This window comes from Pseudomonas sp. S1_E05 (assembly GCF_056337105.1).
The window spans coordinates 758,354-779,670 of sequence record NZ_JBFRHM010000001.1; the positions used below are offsets into that span (position 1 = coordinate 758,354).

Genomic DNA, 21,317 nt, shown 5'->3' on the forward strand with positions numbered 1-21,317 from the left:
CCAGTACCGGCAATATCGGTTGGTCGCTGAACAGCGAGAACAATACGGATAAAACAAAAGCGCAATTACATGAACGTGACAAGGATAAGTATTCGAAAGGGACCAAAGGACAATCGGATGAACATCCCTGGGTTTATTCGGGGATTTGTTGTGCAGATCACGTGCTGGGTCAGTAATTTTATTAAGGTGTCGACGGTTTTTCTGATGGTGTTCGGCAATGTCAGTTGCGTTTATGCGGCCACCGAAACAGTCTGGGTCGAAAAAAAGGGTGCAACAGTTCAGTTGCAAATGGCGGACGAAACGACCCATGAGTTTAAGTTACCCGCAACTTCGACGGGCGTCTTTTATGACGTGAACAAACACAGGGTTGAGGCGATCGAGTTTATGTCCGTCTTGCGTGTCTATCCCTCCAACTCAGAAAACCCCGAAGGCTTCTGTGGCTCTGGAAATGAAGTCTGGTTATCCGTCTATCGAGTGGATGGCCCAGCGCTGATCAAAGAACAAAAAGTGTTGGTGAGCAGTTGCCTGCGCTCGATTTCATTGGCCAGTCAAAACTCCGGAGCGAGTGCGCAAGATACCGATTTTTCTTCGGTGCAATGGGGCCCGTATGGGTTTTCCATTGAGTGGTTCAGCAATGTCGATGCTGTTGGACGGCCGTTACAGTCTTCCAGTTTTGTCTGGCATGGCGACGCTTTTTTACAGCACGAAGTGTTGAACCAGGAAACACCCCAGTCGTGAGTCAAACCGATCAATAAAACAGGGAAGAAAGACATGAAAGGCATCATTCGTATCGGCGACAAGAACACCAGTGGCGGCACCGTGCTCTCGGGGTCCGAGGTCATGCGCTTCAACGATATTGGCGTCGCTCGCAAGGGCGATCCCGTGCGGTGTCCGGTTCCCGGCCATGGCGAGACGGTGATCGAGGAAGGACTCTCATCGTATTGTGACAATGGTGTTCCGGTTGCCTTCGAGGGGCATCGCTGCGCCTGCGGGTGCGTGTTGATTTCCTCCATGCCGAAAGCAGGAGCGAACTAGCCATGCCGGTCGGACTGGACCGTGTCCGTGCACCTGCACGCCGGCCTGAGCGCCCGCGCATGCTGCTCTGGCTGGGTGTGCTGGGGCTGTTTTTGGCTGTGGGAATGGGGGCGACGGTGCTGTTCGCCACGCAGGCCTTGCGCGAGCAGCCGCTGGTGTTCTGGAGAGTGGCTCTGGGTGTGCCGCTGCTCGGCTGGGCGATTCTGGGGTTTGGGCGAGTGGTGCTTTACGCCGGCCAGCACAGTGCTGCCGATGGCTGGGATGAGGCGCGGGAAATCGACCTGATCCGCAAGATTCGCCGGGGGCGACGTTCCTTGCAGGTGCTGGGCGTGAGCCTGTCCACCGCACTGCACGACCCACAGCAGCCAGCTCTGGGTAAGGCCCCTGGCCTGACGGCTCAAGCAGACACACCGGATGAATCGCCTGTGCGTCACACGCGGCTGCCTGCAACTGACCTTACCCGTGAGCAGCCTGCCATTGCCGATACTCGGTGGGCCTCCCGTCTTGCTGGGCATGACCGGCTTGCTCGGATTGAGCACTGGCCGTCAGCCAGCCGCGCTGCCTAGCAGCGTGACCATCAACCTGGGCCGCTATCAGGGCCTGTACAACAACCCCGACCACAAGGACGTTCACCATGTCACGTACCGTCACTGAAACCCTGATGCTCACCGTGGTCACAGCACTGCTGGCGGGTTGTGGGCTGACACAATCGGCCAGCGACGCCACCACCGCCGCGGCGCGTTCAATTTTCTACAAACAGGTGAAAACCCTGCACCTGGACATCAGTGCCAGGACCGCCATGAACAATGACACGCAGGACATGAACGACCTGGCTGTGCCGACGCTGGTGCGGGTGTACCAGTTGCGTGACAGCAAGGCCGTGGAAAGGGCTAGTTATGAAAGCCTGCTGGGTGATGACGACAATCTGTTGCGCAGCGATCTGCTCGATACCCGTGCGCTGGTGATCAAGCCGGGGGAGGGCGCGCAACTGAGCGTGCCGATGGATCCGCAAGCCCGGTTCGTTTCAGTGGTGGCGCTGGTGCGCGAACCGGACATCGCCCTCAATACCTGGCGCCTGATGCTCACCCGCGATGAACTGGACCCGGACCGCGCACAAGTCGTCGAACTGGGTGATAACCGCTTGACCTTGCGAGCACTGGCCAGGGAGTAGTCCATGAACGATTTGTCTCCATCGTTGTACGAAACGCTTTTGCAAAATTTCAGCGGCGAGCTGGACCTGTATCGGATCAACGAGGCCGATCAGCATACGATGTCGGTACTCGATAACCTGCAGCGCATCCTCAATAGCCGCGTCGGTTCCCTGGCGCACTTGCCCGATTACGGCCTTGCGGACATGAGTGTGATTCTCCAGGGGTTGCCCGCATCGACTCACGGCCTGATGCGGGGGATGAAACAAACGCTGCTCAAGTTCGAGCCCCGCCTGGTGGCGCTCGACGTCGAACTGTCGCCTCAGGTCCAGCCGGGGCATCTGGAGTTCACCCTGGCCGCTCAAGTGGCTGGCGGGCAGTGGCTGAGCTTTGGCGCGAGCCTGACGGCTGACGGCAAGGCAGTGGTCAGGCACCTGAAACGGCAGCAGTGGCTGAAATGAAGACTCAACGCAACGAAGGGAAAACCGGATGACGGTACTGTTTGAAATGGACGTCAGAGTGGGCGGCGATCCACGGCGGTTCGTCGAATTTGCGGCGCTGTGTGATGAGTTGGCGAAATTGAACCACGCGGCCTGTCCCGACATGGATTGGGCCGGCGTAGAGCAGTTGTGCCTGACGTTGTTTCGCTTGAACGGTGCAGACCTGCAATCGGTGGCGGCATTGACCCTGGCCCGTGGCCACCGTTATGGCCTGGAAGGTATTGCACAAGGTTTGGTGCTGCTGGAGGGAGTGAGCCGTGCCGGCGTAGGCCTGTGGCCAGCGCAGCCATCGGCGCGGCAGGAGGTCCTGGGCTGGCTGTTCAGCCAAGTGCAGTTGTGCCTGCGCGCTCAGCCGGTGAACGTCCGCCTGTTACCCGCCCTCGGACAGTTGGATGACCAGTTGCTACGGTTGCAATGGCAGTTGCAAGAACAGGGCCCCTCGGATTCCAGTGCCTTGCAGCGATTGCGTCAGCAGATCGAGCAACTGAGGCAGCGAGTGCGTTCGTCGGATGTGCAATGGCCCACCGTTCAGCGCCGTGAGCCCATGCCCCCCAGGCTGATGCCCGTGATGTTTTTGCCATTCAACAAGCAGCCCGAGGCCAACCCGGCCAAAAAACCGCGCAAAGCCTTGTGGCTGGGCGTCGCGGTGGTCGTGCTCGTCGTGGGTGGGATCGGCTGGTGGGGAGCAAGCAGCGAGTCGGGTCAGCGCCTTGCCAGCGTTTTGCGCAAGCCCCAGCCGTTGCCCCAGGCGGAGCGCCTGGAAAGCCTGGCACTGTTCGAGGCCGGCAGTGCCGAACTCAAGCCTGACGGCAATAAAGTCCTGATCCATGCCTTGAACGACATCAAGGCGCGGTCGGGGTGGTTGATCGTGATCGACGGGCATTCGGACAATCGCGGGAGCGCTGAACACAAACTCCTACTGTCCCATGCCCGCGCGTGGGCCGTACGTGGCTGGTTGCAGCGCATGGGCGACATTCCCGATAGTTGCTTCGTCGTGCAGGGCCTGGCCGACAAGCAACCGCTGGCCAGCAATGACAGCGCTGCCGGGCGTGCGACCAATCGGCGCGTCGACGTCAGCCTGGTGCCCCAGGCAGGGGCGGGATGCGGCAGCCTGAAATAAACAAACCCCGCAGGAGACGGATCTCCCCGGGGTTCAGGTTAAACAAAGCGGTGACTCAGTAGCGCTGATACTTCGAACCGAACTCAGGGCGGTTTTCCGCGACGTAGAGCTTGGTGGCCTGGGTGTCTTTCGAATCGACCTTCACGGTGTTCACATTCAGCGTGGCGGGTTGGCTGACTTCAGCCGCTGCAATCATTTGTTTCTTGTGGGGTGCGGCCATGGCCGAAGTGGCGCCGAAAACCGAAAGTGCAAGACCGAGTGCGATGATGTTTTTCATGATGTTGCTCCAGAAGAGTGGGGAGAAGATGGGTCCACTTTATGGCGCAGGTTTCAAAATGAAAAAGCATGCCAGGGCATAGTCTTTATCGAGGGCATTGATGCAGATTTCCTGCTCGCCACTCCCCCTGTAGGAGCGAGCTTGCTCGCGATGGACGGAAGAACACCACTGGGTATCAGTTTTCCCGCGTCATCGTTAACGTCCATCGCGAATAAATTCGCTCCTACAGGGCTCGATGGATAGCGCGTTCATCACTCGTTCAACATCTCCACCGGATACGAAAACACATAACCCTCATTACGCACCGTCTTGATGTAGGTCGATTCGCGCGAGTCGTCCACCAGGCGCTGGCGCAGGCGGCTGACCAGCAGGTCGATGGAGCGGTCGAACAGGTCGGCGTCGCGGCCCTGGGTGAGGTTGAGCAACTGGTCGCGACTGAGCACCCGTTGCGGGTGGTCGAGGAATACGCGCAGCAGGCGATACTCGGCGCCGCTCAAGGCGACCATGGTGTCGTCTTCGTCCAGCAGGTGGCGGGCGGTGGTGTCCAGGCGCCAGCGGCCGAAACCCAGTAGTCGGCCGCTTTCGGTGATCAGCAGATTGGGCGGCAGCATGCGGGTACGGCGTAGCACCGCGTTGATCCGCGCCAGCAGTTCACGGGCGGCGAAGGGTTTGGTCAGGTAGTCGTCGGCGCCCATTTCCAGGCCGAGGATCCGGTCGGTTTCATCGTTGCGGGCGGTGAGCATCAGAATCGGCGTCGCCTTGTGCTTGCCCGAGCGTAGTTCTCGGCACAGCACCAGGCCATCGTCGCCCGGCAGCATGATGTCGAGCACGATCAGGTCGACCTGATTGGCTTCCAGGAAACTGCGCATCTGCCGTCCATCGGCCACCACTGTGGTGCGCAGGCCGTTCTTCTTCAGGTAATTACCGACCAGCTCGCGGATTTCGCGATCATCGTCGACGATCAGGATGTGGTTTATGTGGTCCATCAAGCGATCCCTGGTTGTTCGTTGTTCGCAAGCCTGTAGGAGCGAGCATGCTCGCGATGGACTGATTTACACCGCTGGGTATCAGTATTCCAGCGTTATCGTTGACGACCATCGCGAGCATGCTCGCTCCTACAGCGAGTGCGTACGCCTGTTGTTGATCAAGCCACCACCCGATAACACGGCACATACGCCGCGCCGCCCGGCAACTTCATCCGGTGTTGGGCCACGAATGCCTTGAGCAGTTGATCCAGCGGTTGCATGATCGCCGCGTCGCCACGGATCTGGTACGGCCCGTGTTCCTCGATCAGGCGGATGCCGTTGTCCTTGACGTTGCCGGCGACGATGCCGGAGAACGCGCGGCGCAGGTTGGCGGCCAGTTCATGGGGTGGCAGGCTGAGGCTGAGATTGAGGTTGGCCATGTTTTCATGGGTCGGATCGAACGGGCGCTGGAAGCCCTCGTCGATCTTCAACAACCAGTTGAAGTGAAACGCATCATTGCGCTCGCGACGGAACTGCTTCACCGCCTTGAGCCCAGCCGTCATCTGCCGCGCCACTTCGGCCGGGTCGTCGATAATGATCTCGTAGTGTTTTTTAGCTTCCTCGCCCAAGGTCGCACCGACGAACGCGTCCAGTTGCTCCAGGTATGGCGCAGCATGCTTGGGCCCGGTGAGGATGACCGGGAAGGGCAGGCCTTCGTTGTCCGGGTGCATCAGGATGCCCAGCAGGTACAGGAACTCTTCGGCGGTGCCTGCGCCACCCGGGAAGATGATGATGCCGTGGCCGACACGCACAAAGGCTTCGAGGCGCTTTTCGATGTCCGGCAGGATCACCAGCTCGTTGACGATCGGGTTCGGTGCCTCGGCGGCGATGATCCCAGGTTCGGTCAGGCCAAGGTAGCGACCGCCGTGGATGCGCTGCTTGGCGTGGGCGATGGTCGCGCCTTTCATCGGGCCTTTCATCACGCCCGGGCCGCAGCCGGTACAGATGTCGAGGCTGCGCAGGCCCAGTTCGTGGCCGACCTTCTTGGTGTATTTGTACTCTTCGGTGTTGATCGAGTGACCACCCCAGCACACCACGATTTTCGGCTCGACGCCGGGACGCAGGGTGCGGGCGTTGCGCAACAGATGGAACACGTAGTCGCTGATGCCCTGGGACGTGCTGAGGTCGATGCGCTGGGCATCCAGCTCGTTTTCGGTGTAGACGATGTCACGCAGGGCGCTGAACAGCATTTCCCGGGTGCTGGCGATCATTTCGCCATCAACGAAGGCATCGGCCGGGGCATTCAGCAGCTCCAGACGCACGCCGCGATCCTGCTGGTGAATGCGGATTTCGAAGTCCTTGTAGGCTTCGAGGATGGTCTTGGCGTTATCGACGTGGGCGCCGGTATTGAGGATGGCCAGGGCGCATTGGCGGAAGAGGGCGTAGGTGCTGCCGGAACCGGCTTCGCTCAGTTGATGCACTTCACGCTGGGAAAGGGTTTCAAGGCTGCCTTTCGGGCTGACCGAGGCATTGATTACTTGTCGTTGGGCCATGCAAAGATCCTTAAAACGATGTCACGCATCGGCGACGCCTGACATCCGAATAGTCTGTACTCACAAAAGAAGATGGCACGAACTGCGTTGTATCGCCACGTTGACCTTGGACGATGAAAAGATGAAAAGGAGCCCCAGCATAGCTAAATCCGTCGCAGAGGCGATAATGCCCCGCAGACTTTTTTGCCCATGGCCTCGAGGAAACCCGTCCTGATGTTCCAGATCCAGCCGCAAGACCCTGAAACCTATCGCCGCCACACGCGCCGCAGCACGATTTTCATCGCCCTGATTTTCATTGCCCTGGCGATGGTGCTGTCGACGGCGGCGGTGACGATCTTCGGCACACCTGGCGGCGACAATTTTCGTTTCAATGTCGGCGGGGTATTCGTCGCGGTGCTGTTGATGGCGGCGCTGATGCGCGGCACATTCTGGAGCCAGGCCTGGATGGCACCCGCCGTCTATGGCTGGCAGCTCAAGCGCAGCCTGATGAGTGTCACCAACGTCATGCATCATGTGACGGCGGCGGTGGCCAAGGACGATCCGAGCGCGATGAAGCTGCTGCGCTTCTATCATCTGGGGTTGAACCAGATGCATCAGCTTGACGGCAACTCCAGTGATCACAGCCAACTGATTCGCGAAATGGACCGGCACAAGGAACGAATGGAAGCACTGGGCCTCGAAACTCAGCAGACACAACTGAACCCAGCGTGGCTCGAGGCCGTAAAACACAACGCAGCGTAAGCGTTTTTGGCAATAACAGGATCAATTGCCATTTATCGAGATGAAAGGGAGCCTCATGGGACAGCCGTCCGTCGAACAAGGAACTGAAGACTACGCCGACGATAGTTCACCGACCGCTTCGCCCGCCGTGGTCAGGCTCAAGGTGCGGTCCGTGGTGATCCTGCTGGTGGCGGTTTGCCTGTCCATGAGCGCCATCGCGATCTGGGAGGCCTGGAACTCGCGCCAGTACCACCTGCGCGACAAGGAAGTGGCAATGTCCAACCTGTCGCAGACCCTGGCCTCCCAGGCGCAGGCCACGATCAAACAGGCCGACACGTTGCTGTTCACCTTGGTGGAACGCCTGGAATACGAGCGCCTGGAACCGTCGCAATTGGCACACCTGCAGCGCCTGCTCAGCGCCCAGCGCAGCGAACTGCCGCAGTTGCACGGGCTTTTCGTCTATGACGAAAACGGTGGATGGGTCGCCAACTCCAATGGCGCCGTGATGCCGGATGCCAACAACGCCGACCGTGAATACTTCATTTTCCATCGCGATCACCCCGACCGCGGGCCGCATATAGGACCATCGATCAAAAGCCGCTCCAGCGGCGACTGGATCATGACTGTCTCGCGGCGCATCAATCACGCCGATGGCAGTTTCGCCGGCGTGGCCCTGGCCACCATTTATCTGAATCACTTCCTGTCGCTGTACGAGAGCATCGACATGGGGCGCAATGGGGTGATCAACCTGATTGCCGCCGATGCCAACATTGTCGTGCGTCGGCCATTCAAGGAGTCTGACGTCGGCACCAGCATTGCCAACGGACCGCTGTTCAAGCAGTTGCTGCCCACTGGCGATGCGGGCACCGCCATGGTCCAGTCGATGGTCGATGGCGTTGAGAGGGTGGTGGGGTTTCGTCGGGTGCCCGGCTATCCACTGGTGGTATTTACCGCAGTCGACAAGGCGGAGGTCCTGGCAGCGTGGCGCGAGGCGTCCTTGCTCAGTGCGGGTATCGTCGCCCTGTGCCTGGGTTTTCTGGGCGTTTTGGGCTATCGACTGATCGGCCTGATGAAGCGCCAGAATCGCGTGCAGAGTGACTTGCTGGATGCACGCGACAAACTGCTGGAGGTCAACCGTGGCCTCAAGGTGCTGGCCATGGAGGATGCACTGACGGGGCTGTCCAACCGGCGTCAGTTCGATTTGTTCATCCACTCGGAACTGGGCCGTGCCCGGCGTACTGAATCCGGCTTTGCAGTGTTGATGATCGATGTCGATCATTTCAAAGCGTTCAACGAGCTGTACGGTCACGTCGCCGGGGACGAGTGCCTGCGCAGCATCAGTACGATCATCACCCGGCACACCCAGGTTTCATGGGATTTGGCTGCGCGTTACGGCGGGGAAGAGTTCGCGGTGATCCTGCCCGGGACCGACTATGTCGGAGCGTTTCTGCTGGGGGAGAAAATTCGTCAGGCGGTGTTGCAGGCTGGCATCCCTCACAACGACGCGCCCGAAGGCGTGGTGACGATCAGCCTCGGGGTGGCGGCCTTCGATCCCGCCTCCGGGGACCAGCCGGACGACTTGATCGATGCCGCAGACAAAGCGCTTTACGTGGCCAAGGCGAGCGGACGCAACATGAGTGTGATTGCCAACTAGCACGTTGGCTACCCGCTGGTTTTCGCCGTATCGAAATCAGCGAACTCGGCGCGCATCCTCCCCTGATGCTTGGCCTTGTACAGCAATTTGTCGACCTGCTCGACGAAGGACAGCGCGGTGGCCTGCAACGGCGCTGAAGTGGTGCCCACACCCAGGCTCAGGCTCAGCAGTGACGACACCGCCGAATGCTCATGGGCAATCTGTTGCTGGCGAATCAGGTGCAGGCATTTGTTGGCCACCCGTTTCGCGGATTCGGCATCGGTTTCCGGCAGCAGCCAGATGAACTCTTCGCCGCCGATGCGCGCGATGAAGTCCCGGGGTCGGTTGGCGGCTTGAGACAGGGTCTTGGCCACCTGGCGAAGGCATTCGTCGCCCTTGATGTGCCCGTAATGGTCGTTGTACTGCTTGAAGTAGTCGATATCCAGGATGATCAGCGACAACGGCAGCCCGGTGCGCTGGGCGTTGGCCCATTCGCGCTCCAGCACGGTGTCGAACATCCGGCGGTTGGCGATGCCGGTCAGGCCGTCCTGGAAGGAGTATTCCTCCAGTTGTTTTTGCAGGCGGATCAGGTGCTCTTCGGTTTTCTTGCGCTCGCTGATGTCGAACATGAAGCCCACCAGCGCCTCCACTTCGCCGTCCTTGCGCACCACGTGCACCACGTCGCGAATCCACACGTAATCGCCGGTGCTGGTCAGCGCGCGGTAATCGGCCTCATGGTCGACGCCGGCGCGTGATTGCGAGACGCAGAATTCCACCACATAGGTGCGATCGTCCGGGTGCATGCGCTCGACCCAGTCATCCACCGACACCCAGCTATCCTGTTGCCAGCCCAGCAGCGTTTCGATCTGCGGGCCGATGTAGCTGAAGGTCATGGTCTTCCAGTCGATGCGCCACGGAATGGCTTTGGTCGACTCAAGCAGTGTTTTGTAGACGTCGCTGTCGATTGCACTCATGACGAACTCCACGGAAAGGGCGGCGTCATGTTGCCACTATGCGAGTGAATCAAGCCAGTAGCCGATGAACGGAACAGATGCGCAAGATTGTTCAAGCCATTGGCGACGGCAACTGTCACAGTCTGGTGTCTTTCCCCGGTTGTAGAGCGTTATGTCCAATTCACACCTGCCGCGCGCTGCCTTCCTTCGCGGCGCCGTGGCGATCATGCCGCTGTCCCTGGCCACCGCACCCTGGGGGCTGCTGGCTGGCTCCATGGCCATCGAAGCCAATCTCACCCCTCTGCAAGGCCAGGGCTTGTCGAGCATCGTGTTTGCCGGCGCGGCGCAACTGGTGGCCATCGGCATGCTCAAGGGCGGGGCCGGGGTGTTTTCCATTTTGTTGACCACGCTGTTGCTGACTTCCCAGCATTTGCTCTACGGCATGAGCCTGCGTTCGGTCATTGCCCCGCTGCCGGGGCGCTGGCGCGTGGGGTTGGGTTTTTTGCTCACCGACGAGTTGTTTGCCTTGACCAGCCAACACGACAAACAACAGTTCGACCGCTGGTACGCGCTGGGCGTGGGCCTGACGTTCTATATCGCCTGGAACCTCTTCACGCTGGCCGGCATTGTGCTGGGCAGCAGCATTCCAGGGCTGGAACACCTGGGGCTGGACTTCTCCATCGCCGCCACCTTCATTGCGTTGATTACCCCGGTGGTGCGCAACGTGCCGACGGTGGTTTGCGTGGCGGTGTCGCTGTTCTGCTCGGTGCTGTTCAGCTATTGGCAATGCGGTTCGGCGCTGGTGCTGTCCGGGCTGGCGGGGATGACGGCGGGTTTTGTCTGCAACAAACTCCAGGGGGCACGCACATGATGGTCTGGGCCGTGATTTTCGGGATGGGAATCCTGGTGTTCCTCAACCGCTACGTATTCCTCGAGCCTCGCCTGCCGCTGCGTCTGAGCAGCAATGCCCGCCAGTTTCTCGGCTTTGCCGTGCCCGGCATGCTCACGGCGATCTGCGGGCCGATCGTGTTCATGCCCGACAAACAACTGAACCTGCATTGGGACAATCCCTACCTGCTCAGCTCGGTGGTGGCGGTGGGGCTGGTGCTCTACACGCGCAACACCTTGCTGAGCATGCTGTTGAGCATGGGGTTTTTCTTTTTGCTGCGTTGGTTGCTCTGAATCAGGGCAATCGAAACTGATCTACGCTTAAGTTTGATGACCGATCACTGGGGAGGGAGGTGAACATGGCAACTGAACGCAAAAATCCGGACCTGGAAGACGAGGATGAGCCGTCCGAGGAAGAGCTTGCGCGTGAGCGCAAAAAGAACGTGACATGGAAACATGAAGATCGTAGTCAGCTGTCGGAGCGTGATGAAGAGCGGCCTCTGAAACCGTGATGAGTAGCTCTCTCCTGTGAGAGCGGGCTAGCCCGCTCCCACAGGGAGCCCGAGCAGATATCACGCGTCGTCCAGCTGCACCACGTCCGGATGCGCCGCCCGATACCCCAGCATCCTGTCGATCCAGGCATTCAACTCGTTGACCCTCACCCGGTGCCCACCCGGGTAGCGTTTGAGCGTTAAACGCAGGGTTTTGTCGATTTCTGCAACGGCGTGCAGGTTTCGGGTGTTTATGTATTGTTCGATAAAACAGTCAAGTCGGTAGTGTTCGGTCTGGGAACGATAAACGCACTCCAGACCGACGACCTGATCCATTGAAAAATCGTCGCTCATTCAGTTCTCTGCAAGGCTTGATGGAGAAGGGATTTCCTTATTAGTTGACTCTACGGTCATCTGACGACTGTCAGTGGAAATGGTCGCGCATGCTATCGGTAGTTGCTGGGAATGTATCTACGATCGAAGGATTGTCTGACAAGCGGTTAAACGTTTGCGCGGTGTTGCTCTGCGAGTGTTTCTTCAATGAAACACTCTTCTGAAAACAGCTGTTGGATATCACTTTCTCAGCGGCGAAATTGACAGGTTGACCGCTCGCCCGGACGGGTTAAATCACGTGCGCCCGCTGCAACTCAGTCAACGACAAGGCCTTGAGTTGCGCCAGCAACGGGTCGCGACGATCACGGGGATGTGTCAGGGGCACTTCCACCTCCTGGCGAATGCGGCTGGGGCGGTTGTCCATGACCAATACCCGGTCGCTGAGGTACAGCGCTTCATCGACGTCGTGGGTCACCAGCAGCAGTGCAATGGCGTGACGTTCGGCCAGTTGCAGTAACAGATCCTGCAATTTCATCCGGGTGAAGGCATCCACGGCGCTGAACGGCTCATCGAGCAGCAGCACGTCGGGTCGCGAATACAGGCCGCGGGCGATGGCAACCCGTTGCGCCATGCCGCCCGACAGCGCCTTGGGCAACGCCTCGGCGAAACCGCTCAAACCCACCTCGTCGATCAGTTGGCCGACCCAGGCCTTGTCGAAGTTGCCATCGGCACTGAAGCCGATGTTCTGCGCCACGGTCAGCCAAGGCATCAGGCGGGGTTCCTGGAACACGAACGCGACTTCGCCTGCGTTGCTGCGCAGTTCACCGTGGAAGTCCTGTTCCAGCCCGGCGACGATTCGCAGCAAGGTGCTTTTGCCGCACCCGCTGGGCCCCAGCAGGCTGACGGTTTCCCGGGGTTGCAGTTGCAGGTGGATGTTTTGCAGCACCGTGGTGGAGGCGAAGGTCTTTCGCTCCACGCGGATGTCCAACAAGTGGTCGGTCATGGCTCAATCCTCTGCACGTTGGCCGTTGAAAGTGTCGCGCCAGGTGAGCAAGCGCTTCTCAAGCCCGGCGAGCAGGCCGTCGCTGAGTTTGCCCAGCAGCGCCAGGACGATGATGGCCGCCAGCACGATGTCCGGGCGTGAGGTTTCGCGACCGTCACTGAGCAGGTAACCCAGGCCGCGGGTCGCGGCGATCAATTCCGCGGCCACCAGGAACATCCACGCCAGGCTCAGGCCGCTGCGCAGTCCGGTGAACAGGCCGGGCAGGGCGGCGGGCAACAGAATGCGCCGCACCAGGCGCAGGTGGCTGAAACCGTACATTTGCCCGACTTCCACCAGTTTGCGATCGATGTTGCGGATTGCCGCGACGCCGTTGAGGTACACCGGGAAAAAGGCGCCGATGGCGATCAGGACGATTTTCGAGGTCTCGTCGATGCCCAGCCACAGCAGCAACAGCGGTACCCAGGCCAGGCTCGGAATCGAGCGCAGGCCGGCGAAGGTTGGCTCCAGCCAGGCTTCGGCTTCACGGCTCAAACCGACCCAGGCGGCAAAGACCAGGGCCAGGCTGGCGCCGATGGCGAAACCGAGCAACACGCGCAGCAGGCTGGCGCTGATGTGCTTCCACAAAGGGCCTTCGGCGAGGTCGCCGAGGGTCAGGGCGATCTCGCTGGGAGCGGGCATCTGGTAGGACGGCAGCCAGCCGATCCGTACGACGAATTCCAGCAGCAGAAGAATCAGGACAGGCACGGCTAAGCCCTTGAGACGCAAGCGCCAGGCATTGCTCAAGGCCAACGGCGCACGCCGGGTTGCCGGTCGTTCGAGGGGCAGGGTTTTGCTTTTGCTGGTCATGGGGTTCTCCAGTGACGACGAATCCGCGACGGGCGCGGATTCGGGCTCTCCCGTAGGCGGTCGTTTACTGACGAGCCACGGTGTCCTTAAAGCCAGTGTCGATCAGTTGGTCGATGACCTGGTCGACATTTACCCCGCGACGCACCAGTTCCTCGGACACCAGGATCGGGGCGGCAGCCTTTGATGCGATGACGTCCCTGGCGGTCAATTGCGGGCTGCCAAGATCCGTGCGCGACAGTTGCAGCTTGGCAACGTCCAGCGGCAGGCCGGATTCGCTGGCGAGCAGCTTCGCCAGTTCATCAGGGTTTTTCACCGCCCATTCACGGGCCTGTTCGTACGCCTTGAGGACGGTCTGGATGGTTTGCGGGTGTTCTTTCGCATAACGCTCAGTGACGCTGATGACGCCGTAGCTATTGAAGTCGGTGTTGCGATACAGCAGGCGGGAACCGGCCTGGACTTCGCTGGCGGCCATATGCGGATCGAGGCCGGCCCAAGCGTCGACGTCACCTTTTTCCAGCGCGGTGCGGCCATCCGGATGCTGCAGGTGCACCAGTTCCACATCGTTCTTGCTCAGGCCAGCCTGCTGCAGGCTGCGCAGGGTGAACAAGTAGGGGTCGGTGCCCTTGGTGGCGGCGATTTTCTTGCCTTTGAGGTCGGCGACGGTCTTGTAGGGTGAGTCCTTGCGTACGACCAGGGCCGTCCATTCGGCGCGGCTGTAGACGTACACCGATTTGATCGGGCTGCCATTGGCGCGGCTGAGCACGGCGGCCAGGCTGGCGGAGGAAGCGAAGTCGACGCCACCGCTGTTGAGGTATTCCAGCGAGCGGTTGCTGCCCTGGCTCAACACCCAGGTGACCTTGGTCTGGGGCAGGGCTTTTTCCAGAAAACCCTGGTGTTTGAGCGCCAGGCTGACCGGCGAGTAATAGGCGTAATCCAGGTGCACTTCGGCAGGCCTGTGGCTGCGCCGCCTGTGCCACGGGTTGCAGGCCGAGAAGCAGGACGCAGGCGCCCAGCAAGGATCTGACAAACGGAAAACGGGCGGTGGAATTCATCGGGTTGGCTCCGGCAAGGCGTTGAGCTTTCTTATTTCTGAAAGCATGTTTTTTATGAAGTGTTCCTATCAGAATGGAATATTGCAGGCTCTATGCCATATCCGCGATGGGCCGGTTTTGAAGGGGCTTGCACCCGTATCCTGGTCTGGGCGCTGTTGATGGGAAAACACTCTGTCGACCCACTGTTGCTGGGTAAACAGTGACGATGGGCGGTCATGAGCTTATGCATAAATAGAATTTAAAAAGCTGTTATTGAGAGCGTTATGGTCTATGCCATTCACTCCCAAGGAACGCTTCGATGAACCTGTCTCGCTTTGTTCGCGGTCTGTTGACCAGCGCATTGTTTGCTACGCCTGTGGCCCACGCCGCCGATTCTGTCGTCCTGCACATCGGCGATCAGAACTACTACAACGTGCGTGCTTCGGTTGAGGCATCGGGGGTGCTCGAAGGCGCGCCTTACACCGTCGACTGGAAACACTTCCAGGCAGCCGCGCCGCTGGCCGAAGCGTTGAACACGGGCGCGCTGGACGTGGGGTTTCTCGGTGATTCGGGTTTCCTGTTTCTCGCCGCCAAGCAGGCACCGGTGAAACTCATCGGCGTATCCCGGCAGAACCCGGACACCATCGCGTTGCTGGTGCCCAAGGATTCACCGGTCAAGACCATTGCCGATCTCAAGGGCAAGAAAGTCGCCTACTGGCCCGGCGCCTGGAGCCAGCAACTGACCTTGCGAGCATTGCAGCAGGCCAACCTGCCGGAAGACTACGTCGACTTCATCAAATTGATGCCAATCGATGCCGCCGCCGCGTTGCCGCAGGGCAGTATCGACGCCTTCCCGGTGTGGGAGCCCTACATCTCCCAGCAGATTCTGTTCTCCGGTGCCCGACCGATTATCACCGCAAAAAACCTCATGCCCGGGCTGAGCGCCATCGCTGCATCGACGCCGTCCATCGACAGCAAGCGTGAAGCCATCGCCGACTTCCTGGTGCGCGTGAAAAAGGCCCGGGCGTGGGTCGACAGTCACACCGACGAATACGCCGACCTGTGGGCGAAAAAAGCCAATCTCGATCAGAACGTCTCGCGTCACTGGTTGCGCCAGGCGCACATGACCATCGGCCCGGTTGACGCCCAGGCCGCCAAGGACCTGCAAAGCACGGCGGACTTCCTGTTCAGCGTCAAGGCACTGCCTGCAGCGCTGGCGACGGCGCCGATCATCGATGCTTCGTTCGAGCAGGCACTCACCCGGTAACCAATGCCCGCGGCACCGGAACCAAAGCCCGTGTACCCTGATCCAACCCGCGGCCCGCACACCCGTGCGGCCCCACGGTCTGGACGCTCTTCATGAAACAACTGTTGAACCTATTCGGCGCACTCGCCATTGCCGCAGGCCTGGCAGGGTGCATCGCCGCGCCCATCGAGTTGACGCCGCAGACCGAACAACGCCTGCGCCAGCAGGCCCCGATTCGTTTCCTGCTGACGTTCGACGATGGTCCCAGCGCTTCGAGCTTCTGGAACCCGACCATGACCGTGCTCGACAGCCTGGCCAGCAATCCGGTGCAACCGAACCTCAAGGCGGTTTTTTTTGTTCAGACCGGTGCGCCGCGGGCCGGCGATAGCGATATCGGACGTGAGGTCATGCGCCGTGAGCACGCCGAAGGGCAGATCCTTGGTTTCCACACCGCAACTCACTGGCACACCAACCACCGTTCCCTGAGCCCGGAGGAACTGGAGCAGTCGTTGAGCAAGGGCAGTGCCGACATCGCCGCCATCACCGGTACGGCACCGACCCTCGTGCGCCCCCCGTTCTGGAACTACGACAAACGTGTGTTCGCCGCCTATCAACGACACGGCATGCACGTGTTGCTCACCGACTTGAGCGCCAACGACGGCAAAGTCTGGGGGTTCAATGCCAGCCCGCGGCGGCGCGCGCATTTTCTGCGTTCGATGTCCGAACTGCGTGAGCGCATCGCCCTGGGCGAACTGCCGACCGTCGAGGGGGTGATTCCCGTGGTGGTGACCTTCCACGATCTCAACCGCTACAGCGCCCGACATGCCCGCGAATACCTGCAAATCCTCCTGGACAGCGCCCAGGCGAGCGGTGTGAAAGTCGACGGTAAACCGTTTTACGACGACCAGGCGCAGTTGCTGCGTGCGGCCATGGCACGCACGGTTGGCGATAGCTCACAGGCCGTCAAATTGCCGGGGATCTGGAACTGGATCTGGGATGGTGACAGTCATTGAGGGAGGCTGTGCGGCTGTAATTGCTCGATCATCCGCAGGCAATGATTCAGCCCCGGCGACACATCGCCCACGCGCCGACTGAGGATGATCGGTGAGGTCGCGTTGTCTTCCAGCAGCGGGGTGAAGCCGATGTCGTCGCGGTGCAGCAATTGCACCGAGGCCGGCACCAGGGTCACGCCAATGCCCGCGCCCACCAGGCCGATGGCGGTTTGCAGTTCGTTGGTCCATTGCGCGACGTGAATGCTCACGCCCTGGGATTCGAAGAGGGCAATGACATGATCGGCGTAGCTGGGGCGCGGGTTTCCGGGGTAGAGCACGAAAGGTTCTTTGGCCAGGTCCCGCAGGCTGATGGGACCGGCCAGTAGACGGTGCCCGGCGGGCAGGGCAGCCACCAGGCGGTCTTGCCTCAGCACCGTCTGGATGATCGCGGGGTCGTCGATGCGGATGCGGCCGAAACCGATGTCGATGCGCCCGGCCTTCAGGGCCTGCACCTGTTGCAAGGTGGTCATCTCCGACAGCCCCAGCTCCAGCTCCAACGGCTCCCCGCTGCGCAGGCGGCGGATCAGTTCGGGCAGCAAGCCATAAAGGGTAGAGGGGGCGAACCCGATGCCCAGCCAGGTTTTTTCGCCCAGGCCGATCCGCCGCGTGTTATCGCAGACCTTGCCCAGTTGTTCGAGCAGCGCCGTCGAGTGTTCGTGGAAAAACCGCCCGGCGTCGGTCAGCTTCAGGGGGCGCCCCCGCTCGAGCAGCAATACCCCCAACTCGTCTTCCAGCTGCTGGATCTGTCGGCTCAAGGGCGGCTGGGCAATGTGCAGCAGCTCAGCGGCGCGGGTGAAATTCAGTGTTTGAGCCAGCACCTGGAAATACCGCAGGTGACGCAGTTCCATGGGACCTCCGTGAAAAGTGTCTGTGGATACCTTAAAGGTATCAAGCAAGACCAATTCTATATTGGCCTCCGGAAAAAAGCCGTACCAGAATCGGTTCCAGAACTTTAAGAACCTGACGGGTATTGAAATGCTTGCTACCGCCATTGAGTCGATCGAGACGATCATTGTCGACCTGCCGACCATCCGCCCGCACAAGCTGGCCATGCACACCATGCAGAACCAGACCCTGGTGATCATCCGCGTACGCTGTGCCGATGGCATCGAAGGCATCGGTGAATCCACCACCATCGGTGGCCTGGCGTATGGCAACGAAAGCCCGGACAGCATCAAGACCAACATCGACACACACTTCGCGCCGCTGCTGCTTGGTCAGGACAGCGCCAATGTGAACGCGGCGATGTTGCGCCTGGAGCGCAGCATCCGGGGCAATACCTTCGCCAAGTCCGGCATCGAAACCGCGCTGCTCGACGCCCAGGGCAAACGCCTGGGCCTGCCGGTCAGCGAGTTGCTCGGTGGTCGTGTGCGCGACGCGCTGCCGGTGGCCTGGACCCTGGCCAGCGGTGACACCGCAAAAGACATGGCCGAAGCCGAGAAAATGCTCGACCTGCGCCGCCATCGCATCTTCAAGCTGAAAATCGGCGCGGGTGAAGTCAACCGCGACCTGGCCCACGTCATTGCTATCAAGAAAGCCCTGGGCGACCGCGCCAGCGTGCGGGTCGACGTCAACCAGGCCTGGGACGAAGCAGTGGCGCTTCGCGCTTGCCGAGTTCTGGGAACTAACGGCATCGATCTGATCGAACAGCCGATATCGCGCAACAACCGTGCGGGCATGGCACGCCTGAATGCCATGAGCCCGGCGCCAATCATGGCTGACGAGTCCATTGAGTGCGTGGAAGACGCGTTCAACCTGGCCCGCGAAGGTGCGGCCTCGGTGTTTGCCCTGAAGATCGCCAAGAACGGTGGCCCCCGTGCCGTGCTACGCACCGCCGCCATCGCCGAAGCAGCCGGTATCGCGTTGTACGGCGGCACCATGCTTGAAGGTGGCCTGGGCACCATGGCGTCGGCACATGCCTTTGTCACCCTGAACAAACTGGCGTGGGACACCGAGTTGTTCGGTCCGCTGCTGCTGACCGAAGACATTCTCAGCGAACCGCTGATTTATCGAGATTTCGAGTTGCACGTGCCGAATACACCAGGTTTGGGATTGAACCTGGATGAAGAACGCCTGGCGTTTTTCCGTCGCGACAAAACATCCACTGCCATTCATCCCGTCTGAGGAGAGCATTATGCTGTTCCACGTAAAGATGACCGTGAATTTGCCGGTCGACATGAATCCGGAAGCCGCCGCCAGGCTCAAGGCCGACGAGAAAGCCCTGGCCCAGCGCCTGCAGGAGCAAGGCAAGTGGCGCCACCTGTGGCGCATTGCCGGCCATTACGCCAATTACAGCGTGTTCGATGTCGACAGCGTCCAGGAGCTGCATGATCTACTCATGCAATTGCCGCTGTTCCCATACATGGCCATCGAGATCGATGCGTTGTGCCGCCATCCTTCTTCGATCCGAGACGACGATCGCTGAACCCAGCCTGTTCAGCCTGCTTCGACCATAATTACAAGATGAGGAACCCACCAAATGAACGTCAAGATTTCCCAGACTGCCCACGCCCAGAAATTTCTCGAAGACGCCAGCGGCCTGCTCAATGACGCCGGCAATCCACGGGTCAAAGCGTTGATCCACCGCATCCTGCGCGATTCGGTGAACATCATCGAAGACCTGGCGGTGACCCCGGAAGAATTCTGGAAAGCCGTCAACTACCTCAACGTGCTGGGCGCGCGCCAGGAAGCCGGGCTGGTAGTAGCCGGGCTCGGCCTGGAACACTACCTTGACATGCTGATGGACGCCGAAGACGAGCAGGCCGGTAAAGCCGGCGGCACCCCGCGCACCATCGAAGGCCCGCTGTACGTGGCCGGTGCACCGTTGTCCCAGGGTGAAGCGCGCCTGGATGATGGCGTCGATCCGGGCGTGACCCTGTTCATGCAGGGTCGGGTGTTCAACACCGCTGGCGAACCGCTGGCCGGCGCCGTGGTGGATGTGTGGCACGCCAACACTGGCGGCACTTATTCATACTTCGATACCACGCAATCGGAATTCAACCTGCGTCGCCGCATCGTCACCGATGCTGAAGGCCGTTATCGTTTTCGCAGCATCGTGCCGTCGGGCTACGGTTGCCCGCCGGACGGTCCGACCCAGCAACTGCTCGATCAACTGGGCCGTCATGGCCAGCGCCCGGCGCATATTCACTTCTTCATCTCGGCGCCGGATCATCGCCACCTGACCACCCAGATCAACCTCGACGGCGACCAATACCTGCACGATGATTTCGCCTACGCCACCCGCGACGAGCTGATCGCCAAAATCACCTTCAGCGACGACCAGGCCCGCGCAGCGGCCCACGGTGTGAGCGGGCGGTTTGCCGAGATCGACTTCGATTTCACCCTGCAGGGTTCGGCGCAGCCGCAAGAGCAGCAGCGGCATGAGCGGGTGCGTGCCCTCGAAGATTGATGGCCCTCACCCCTGTAGGAGCGAGCATGCTCGCGATGGACGCAAAGACTCCGCGGGGCATCAGGTGCCCCGCGTTATCGTTGACGACCATCGCGAGCATGCTCGCTCCTACAGGTATATGATTTAACGCATAACAACCCGAGTACCCGATGATGCAAGCGCCACTACTCAGTCAGCGCAGCGCCGTGTTCGATCATGCCGACCCGTATGCGGTGTCCGGCTACGTCAACCAGCATGTCGGTAATCATTGCATCCTGATGCCGCGTACCGGGCAGCCGTTGGCCAGTCTCAATCACCGCAAGTTCGCAAGCCTCGACCTGTGCCGCATCAGTTACGGCGCCAGTGTGCGAGTCACCTCTGGTGCCCTGGAGAGCATCTATCACCTGCAAGTGCTGCTGCGGGGCAATTGCCTGTGGCGTGGGCACGGTCAGGAGCATTACTTCGCCCCCGGCGAGCTGCTGTTGATCAACCCCGATGACCCGGTGGACCTGACGTACTCCGCCGACTGCGAAAAATTTATCCTCAAGGTCCCGACCCCGCTGCTCGAATCAGTGTGCGACGAGCAGCGCTGGCGTTATCCGGGGCGGGGCGTGCGGTTTCTCGAGAACCGCTACCAGCTCGACGAACTGGAAGGATTTGTCGGTCTGCTGGCGATGATCTGTCAGGAAGCCGAAGCCAGTACGCCGATGCCCAAAGTTCAGGAGCACTACGCACAGATCATTGTCAGCAAGATGCTCACCCTGATGCAGACCAATGTCAGTCGCCTGGAAATCGGTTCACAGACGGCCACCTTCGACGCCATCGCAGACTACATCGCCAGCCATCTCAAGCATGACCTCGACAGTGAAGACCTGGCCCGCCAGGCGCACATGAGCGTGCGTTCGCTGTATGGGCTGTTCGAGCGCAATGCCGCCACCACGCCCAAAAACTACATCCGCCGCAAACGTCTCGAGCGCATCCATGCCTGCCTGAGCGACCGGACCTGCCACGTGCGCAGCGTCACCGAAGTGGCGATGGACTACGGTTTCCTGCACCTGGGCCGTTTCGCCGACAGTTACCGTAAACAGTTTGGCGAATTACCGTCCGACACCCTCAAGCGCCGTTGATCCCGGCT

At 60.4% G+C, this 21,317-nt stretch carries 25 protein-coding genes and 1 pseudogene; 17 read left to right on the forward strand and 9 right to left on the reverse strand.

Annotated elements, in window-relative coordinates:
- Window positions 1-117: 117 nt before the first annotated feature.
- The 6 genes from AB4N33_RS03410 to AB4N33_RS03435 all read left to right on the forward strand — a co-directional run bounded on the left by AB4N33_RS03410 (window position 118) and on the right by AB4N33_RS03435 (window position 3,803).
- Window positions 118-738, forward strand: coding sequence for a hypothetical protein (locus tag AB4N33_RS03410; RefSeq protein ID WP_476456413.1), 621 nt, complete (start codon window positions 118-120; stop codon window positions 736-738).
- A 33-nt stretch (window positions 739-771) separates the two neighbouring features.
- The gene (locus AB4N33_RS03415; protein ID WP_460125119.1) at window positions 772-1,035 is read left to right on the forward strand and encodes a PAAR domain-containing protein; all 264 of its coding nucleotides are present in this window, start codon (window positions 772-774) and stop codon (window positions 1,033-1,035) included.
- A gap of 2 nt (window positions 1,036-1,037) precedes the next feature.
- Entirely contained in the window at window positions 1,038-1,601 is a 564-nt protein-coding gene (locus AB4N33_RS03420; RefSeq protein ID WP_476456414.1) for a hypothetical protein, read from the forward strand.
- Between the two features lie 68 nt (window positions 1,602-1,669).
- The gene (tssJ, locus tag AB4N33_RS03425) at window positions 1,670-2,206 is read left to right on the forward strand and encodes a type VI secretion system lipoprotein TssJ (protein WP_476456415.1); all 537 of its coding nucleotides are present in this window, start codon (window positions 1,670-1,672) and stop codon (window positions 2,204-2,206) included.
- A 3-nt stretch (window positions 2,207-2,209) separates the two neighbouring features.
- A complete protein-coding gene (gene tssE / locus AB4N33_RS03430; RefSeq protein WP_476456416.1) occupies window positions 2,210-2,644 on the forward strand; it encodes a type VI secretion system baseplate subunit TssE in 435 nt (144 codons plus the stop codon).
- A 28-nt stretch (window positions 2,645-2,672) separates the two neighbouring features.
- Window positions 2,673-3,803, forward strand: coding sequence for an OmpA family protein (locus AB4N33_RS03435; protein ID WP_476456417.1), 1,131 nt, complete (start codon window positions 2,673-2,675; stop codon window positions 3,801-3,803).
- 55 nt (window positions 3,804-3,858) lie between these two features.
- Here AB4N33_RS03435 and AB4N33_RS03440 read toward each other — a convergent pair whose 3' ends face one another.
- The 3 genes from AB4N33_RS03440 to ppnN form a co-directional block, all read right to left on the reverse strand.
- Window positions 3,859-4,080 (reverse strand): hypothetical protein, encoded by a 222-nt coding sequence (locus AB4N33_RS03440; protein ID WP_460123205.1) that lies wholly within the window; start codon window positions 4,078-4,080, stop codon window positions 3,859-3,861.
- Between the two features lie 251 nt (window positions 4,081-4,331).
- Complete coding sequence (locus AB4N33_RS03445) at window positions 4,332-5,066, reverse strand: response regulator (protein ID WP_460123207.1); 735 nt, start codon at window positions 5,064-5,066, stop codon at window positions 4,332-4,334.
- Between the two features lie 158 nt (window positions 5,067-5,224).
- Window positions 5,225-6,598, reverse strand: a complete 1,374-nt coding sequence (gene ppnN / locus AB4N33_RS03450) for a nucleotide 5'-monophosphate nucleosidase PpnN (RefSeq protein WP_460123210.1) — start codon at window positions 6,596-6,598, stop codon at window positions 5,225-5,227.
- Window positions 6,599-6,811: 213 nt separating this feature from the next.
- Here ppnN and AB4N33_RS03455 point away from each other — a divergent pair, with 213 nt between their 5' ends.
- Together AB4N33_RS03455 and AB4N33_RS03460 are read left to right on the forward strand one after the other, a co-directional pair.
- Window positions 6,812-7,339, forward strand: coding sequence for a DUF3087 domain-containing protein (locus AB4N33_RS03455; protein WP_460123213.1), 528 nt, complete (start codon window positions 6,812-6,814; stop codon window positions 7,337-7,339).
- Between the two features lie 55 nt (window positions 7,340-7,394).
- Window positions 7,395-8,972, forward strand: a complete 1,578-nt coding sequence (locus AB4N33_RS03460) for a sensor domain-containing diguanylate cyclase (RefSeq protein ID WP_476456418.1) — start codon at window positions 7,395-7,397, stop codon at window positions 8,970-8,972.
- 8 nt (window positions 8,973-8,980) lie between these two features.
- On the opposite strand, the gene AB4N33_RS03465 is transcribed toward AB4N33_RS03460, so the two are convergent.
- Window positions 8,981-9,925 (reverse strand): diguanylate cyclase, encoded by a 945-nt coding sequence (locus AB4N33_RS03465; protein ID WP_460123219.1) that lies wholly within the window; start codon window positions 9,923-9,925, stop codon window positions 8,981-8,983.
- A gap of 151 nt (window positions 9,926-10,076) precedes the next feature.
- Between AB4N33_RS03465 and AB4N33_RS03470 the strand changes: the two genes are divergently transcribed.
- From AB4N33_RS03470 to AB4N33_RS03480, 3 genes are all read left to right on the forward strand, one after another.
- Window positions 10,077-10,775: an AzlC family ABC transporter permease gene (locus AB4N33_RS03470; protein WP_476456419.1), complete on the forward strand. Its 699-nt coding sequence runs from the start codon at window positions 10,077-10,079 to the stop codon at window positions 10,773-10,775.
- On the forward strand, window positions 10,775-11,086 hold the full coding sequence (locus tag AB4N33_RS03475) for an AzlD domain-containing protein (protein WP_476458776.1): 312 nt from the start codon (window positions 10,775-10,777) through the stop codon (window positions 11,084-11,086). Before AB4N33_RS03470 ends, AB4N33_RS03475 begins: the two co-directional genes overlap by 1 nt.
- Before the next feature lie 65 nt (window positions 11,087-11,151).
- Window positions 11,152-11,304 carry a hypothetical protein gene (locus AB4N33_RS03480; protein ID WP_460123225.1) on the forward strand — a complete coding sequence of 51 codons (153 nt, stop codon included), beginning with the start codon at window positions 11,152-11,154 and terminating at the stop codon, window positions 11,302-11,304.
- Window positions 11,305-11,364: 60 nt separating this feature from the next.
- Here the strand turns inward: AB4N33_RS03480 and AB4N33_RS03485 are convergent, their stop codons facing one another.
- From AB4N33_RS03485 to AB4N33_RS03500, 4 genes and pseudogenes are all read right to left on the reverse strand, one after another.
- Window positions 11,365-11,637 carry a hypothetical protein gene (locus AB4N33_RS03485; RefSeq protein ID WP_476456420.1) on the reverse strand — a complete coding sequence of 91 codons (273 nt, stop codon included), beginning with the start codon at window positions 11,635-11,637 and terminating at the stop codon, window positions 11,365-11,367.
- A gap of 268 nt (window positions 11,638-11,905) precedes the next feature.
- Window positions 11,906-12,619, reverse strand: a complete 714-nt coding sequence (locus tag AB4N33_RS03490) for an ABC transporter ATP-binding protein (protein WP_476456421.1) — start codon at window positions 12,617-12,619, stop codon at window positions 11,906-11,908.
- A gap of 3 nt (window positions 12,620-12,622) precedes the next feature.
- Window positions 12,623-13,465 carry an ABC transporter permease gene (locus AB4N33_RS03495; RefSeq protein ID WP_476456422.1) on the reverse strand — a complete coding sequence of 281 codons (843 nt, stop codon included), beginning with the start codon at window positions 13,463-13,465 and terminating at the stop codon, window positions 12,623-12,625.
- A gap of 64 nt (window positions 13,466-13,529) precedes the next feature.
- A pseudogene (locus AB4N33_RS03500) lies at window positions 13,530-14,517 on the reverse strand (aliphatic sulfonate ABC transporter substrate-binding protein).
- Window positions 14,518-14,815: 298 nt separating this feature from the next.
- On the opposite strand from AB4N33_RS03500, the gene AB4N33_RS03505 reads away from it, so the two are divergent.
- Together AB4N33_RS03505 and AB4N33_RS03510 are read left to right on the forward strand one after the other, a co-directional pair.
- Window positions 14,816-15,763 carry an ABC transporter substrate-binding protein gene (locus AB4N33_RS03505; RefSeq protein ID WP_476456423.1) on the forward strand — a complete coding sequence of 316 codons (948 nt, stop codon included), beginning with the start codon at window positions 14,816-14,818 and terminating at the stop codon, window positions 15,761-15,763.
- A 92-nt stretch (window positions 15,764-15,855) separates the two neighbouring features.
- Window positions 15,856-16,755 carry a polysaccharide deacetylase family protein gene (locus AB4N33_RS03510; protein WP_476456424.1) on the forward strand — a complete coding sequence of 300 codons (900 nt, stop codon included), beginning with the start codon at window positions 15,856-15,858 and terminating at the stop codon, window positions 16,753-16,755.
- Here AB4N33_RS03510 and AB4N33_RS03515 read toward each other — a convergent pair.
- Window positions 16,749-17,642 carry a LysR family transcriptional regulator gene (locus tag AB4N33_RS03515; protein ID WP_460123242.1) on the reverse strand — a complete coding sequence of 298 codons (894 nt, stop codon included), beginning with the start codon at window positions 17,640-17,642 and terminating at the stop codon, window positions 16,749-16,751. The genes AB4N33_RS03510 and AB4N33_RS03515 overlap by 7 nt on opposite strands.
- Window positions 17,643-17,769: 127 nt before the next feature.
- On the opposite strand from AB4N33_RS03515, the gene AB4N33_RS03520 reads away from it, so the two are divergent.
- The 4 genes from AB4N33_RS03520 (at window position 17,770) to AB4N33_RS03535 (ending at window position 21,309) form a co-directional block, all read left to right on the forward strand.
- On the forward strand, window positions 17,770-18,918 hold the full coding sequence (locus AB4N33_RS03520; protein ID WP_476456425.1) for a muconate cycloisomerase family protein: 1,149 nt from the start codon (window positions 17,770-17,772) through the stop codon (window positions 18,916-18,918).
- Window positions 18,919-18,928: 10 nt separating this feature from the next.
- Window positions 18,929-19,219 (forward strand): muconolactone Delta-isomerase, encoded by a 291-nt coding sequence (catC, locus tag AB4N33_RS03525; RefSeq protein ID WP_460123246.1) that lies wholly within the window; start codon window positions 18,929-18,931, stop codon window positions 19,217-19,219.
- A 54-nt stretch (window positions 19,220-19,273) separates the two neighbouring features.
- Window positions 19,274-20,203 (forward strand): catechol 1,2-dioxygenase, encoded by a 930-nt coding sequence (gene catA, locus AB4N33_RS03530; protein WP_476456426.1) that lies wholly within the window; start codon window positions 19,274-19,276, stop codon window positions 20,201-20,203.
- A 149-nt stretch (window positions 20,204-20,352) separates the two neighbouring features.
- Window positions 20,353-21,309 (forward strand): AraC family transcriptional regulator, encoded by a 957-nt coding sequence (locus tag AB4N33_RS03535; RefSeq protein ID WP_476456427.1) that lies wholly within the window; start codon window positions 20,353-20,355, stop codon window positions 21,307-21,309.
- The last annotated feature ends 8 nt before the right edge of the window (window positions 21,310-21,317 follow it).

Bases quoted from the DNA above. Each gene is read 5' to 3' on its own strand.
- AB4N33_RS03410 (WP_476456413.1), top strand. From the start codon at position 118: ATGAACATCCCTGGGTTTATTCGGGGATTTGTTGTGCAGATCACGTGC.
- AB4N33_RS03415 (WP_460125119.1), top strand. From the start codon at position 772: ATGAAAGGCATCATTCGTATCGGCGACAAGAACACCAGTGGCGGCACC.
- AB4N33_RS03420 (WP_476456414.1), top strand. From the start codon at position 1,038: ATGCCGGTCGGACTGGACCGTGTCCGTGCACCTGCACGCCGGCCTGAG.
- tssJ (WP_476456415.1), top strand. From the start codon at position 1,670: ATGTCACGTACCGTCACTGAAACCCTGATGCTCACCGTGGTCACAGCA.
- tssE (WP_476456416.1), top strand. From the start codon at position 2,210: ATGAACGATTTGTCTCCATCGTTGTACGAAACGCTTTTGCAAAATTTC.
- AB4N33_RS03435 (WP_476456417.1), top strand. From the start codon at position 2,673: ATGACGGTACTGTTTGAAATGGACGTCAGAGTGGGCGGCGATCCACGG.
- AB4N33_RS03440 (WP_460123205.1), bottom strand. From the start codon at position 4,080: ATGAAAAACATCATCGCACTCGGTCTTGCACTTTCGGTTTTCGGCGCC.
- AB4N33_RS03445 (WP_460123207.1), bottom strand. From the start codon at position 5,066: ATGGACCACATAAACCACATCCTGATCGTCGACGATGATCGCGAAATC.
- ppnN (WP_460123210.1), bottom strand. From the start codon at position 6,598: ATGGCCCAACGACAAGTAATCAATGCCTCGGTCAGCCCGAAAGGCAGC.
- AB4N33_RS03455 (WP_460123213.1), top strand. From the start codon at position 6,812: ATGTTCCAGATCCAGCCGCAAGACCCTGAAACCTATCGCCGCCACACG.
- AB4N33_RS03460 (WP_476456418.1), top strand. From the start codon at position 7,395: ATGGGACAGCCGTCCGTCGAACAAGGAACTGAAGACTACGCCGACGAT.
- AB4N33_RS03465 (WP_460123219.1), bottom strand. From the start codon at position 9,925: ATGAGTGCAATCGACAGCGACGTCTACAAAACACTGCTTGAGTCGACC.
- AB4N33_RS03470 (WP_476456419.1), top strand. From the start codon at position 10,077: ATGTCCAATTCACACCTGCCGCGCGCTGCCTTCCTTCGCGGCGCCGTG.
- AB4N33_RS03475 (WP_476458776.1), top strand. From the start codon at position 10,775: ATGGTCTGGGCCGTGATTTTCGGGATGGGAATCCTGGTGTTCCTCAAC.
- AB4N33_RS03480 (WP_460123225.1), top strand. From the start codon at position 11,152: ATGGCAACTGAACGCAAAAATCCGGACCTGGAAGACGAGGATGAGCCG.
- AB4N33_RS03485 (WP_476456420.1), bottom strand. From the start codon at position 11,637: ATGAGCGACGATTTTTCAATGGATCAGGTCGTCGGTCTGGAGTGCGTT.
- AB4N33_RS03490 (WP_476456421.1), bottom strand. From the start codon at position 12,619: ATGACCGACCACTTGTTGGACATCCGCGTGGAGCGAAAGACCTTCGCC.
- AB4N33_RS03495 (WP_476456422.1), bottom strand. From the start codon at position 13,465: ATGACCAGCAAAAGCAAAACCCTGCCCCTCGAACGACCGGCAACCCGG.
- AB4N33_RS03505 (WP_476456423.1), top strand. From the start codon at position 14,816: ATGAACCTGTCTCGCTTTGTTCGCGGTCTGTTGACCAGCGCATTGTTT.
- AB4N33_RS03510 (WP_476456424.1), top strand. From the start codon at position 15,856: ATGAAACAACTGTTGAACCTATTCGGCGCACTCGCCATTGCCGCAGGC.
- AB4N33_RS03515 (WP_460123242.1), bottom strand. From the start codon at position 17,642: ATGGAACTGCGTCACCTGCGGTATTTCCAGGTGCTGGCTCAAACACTG.
- AB4N33_RS03520 (WP_476456425.1), top strand. From the start codon at position 17,770: ATGCTTGCTACCGCCATTGAGTCGATCGAGACGATCATTGTCGACCTG.
- catC (WP_460123246.1), top strand. From the start codon at position 18,929: ATGCTGTTCCACGTAAAGATGACCGTGAATTTGCCGGTCGACATGAAT.
- catA (WP_476456426.1), top strand. From the start codon at position 19,274: ATGAACGTCAAGATTTCCCAGACTGCCCACGCCCAGAAATTTCTCGAA.
- AB4N33_RS03535 (WP_476456427.1), top strand. From the start codon at position 20,353: ATGATGCAAGCGCCACTACTCAGTCAGCGCAGCGCCGTGTTCGATCAT.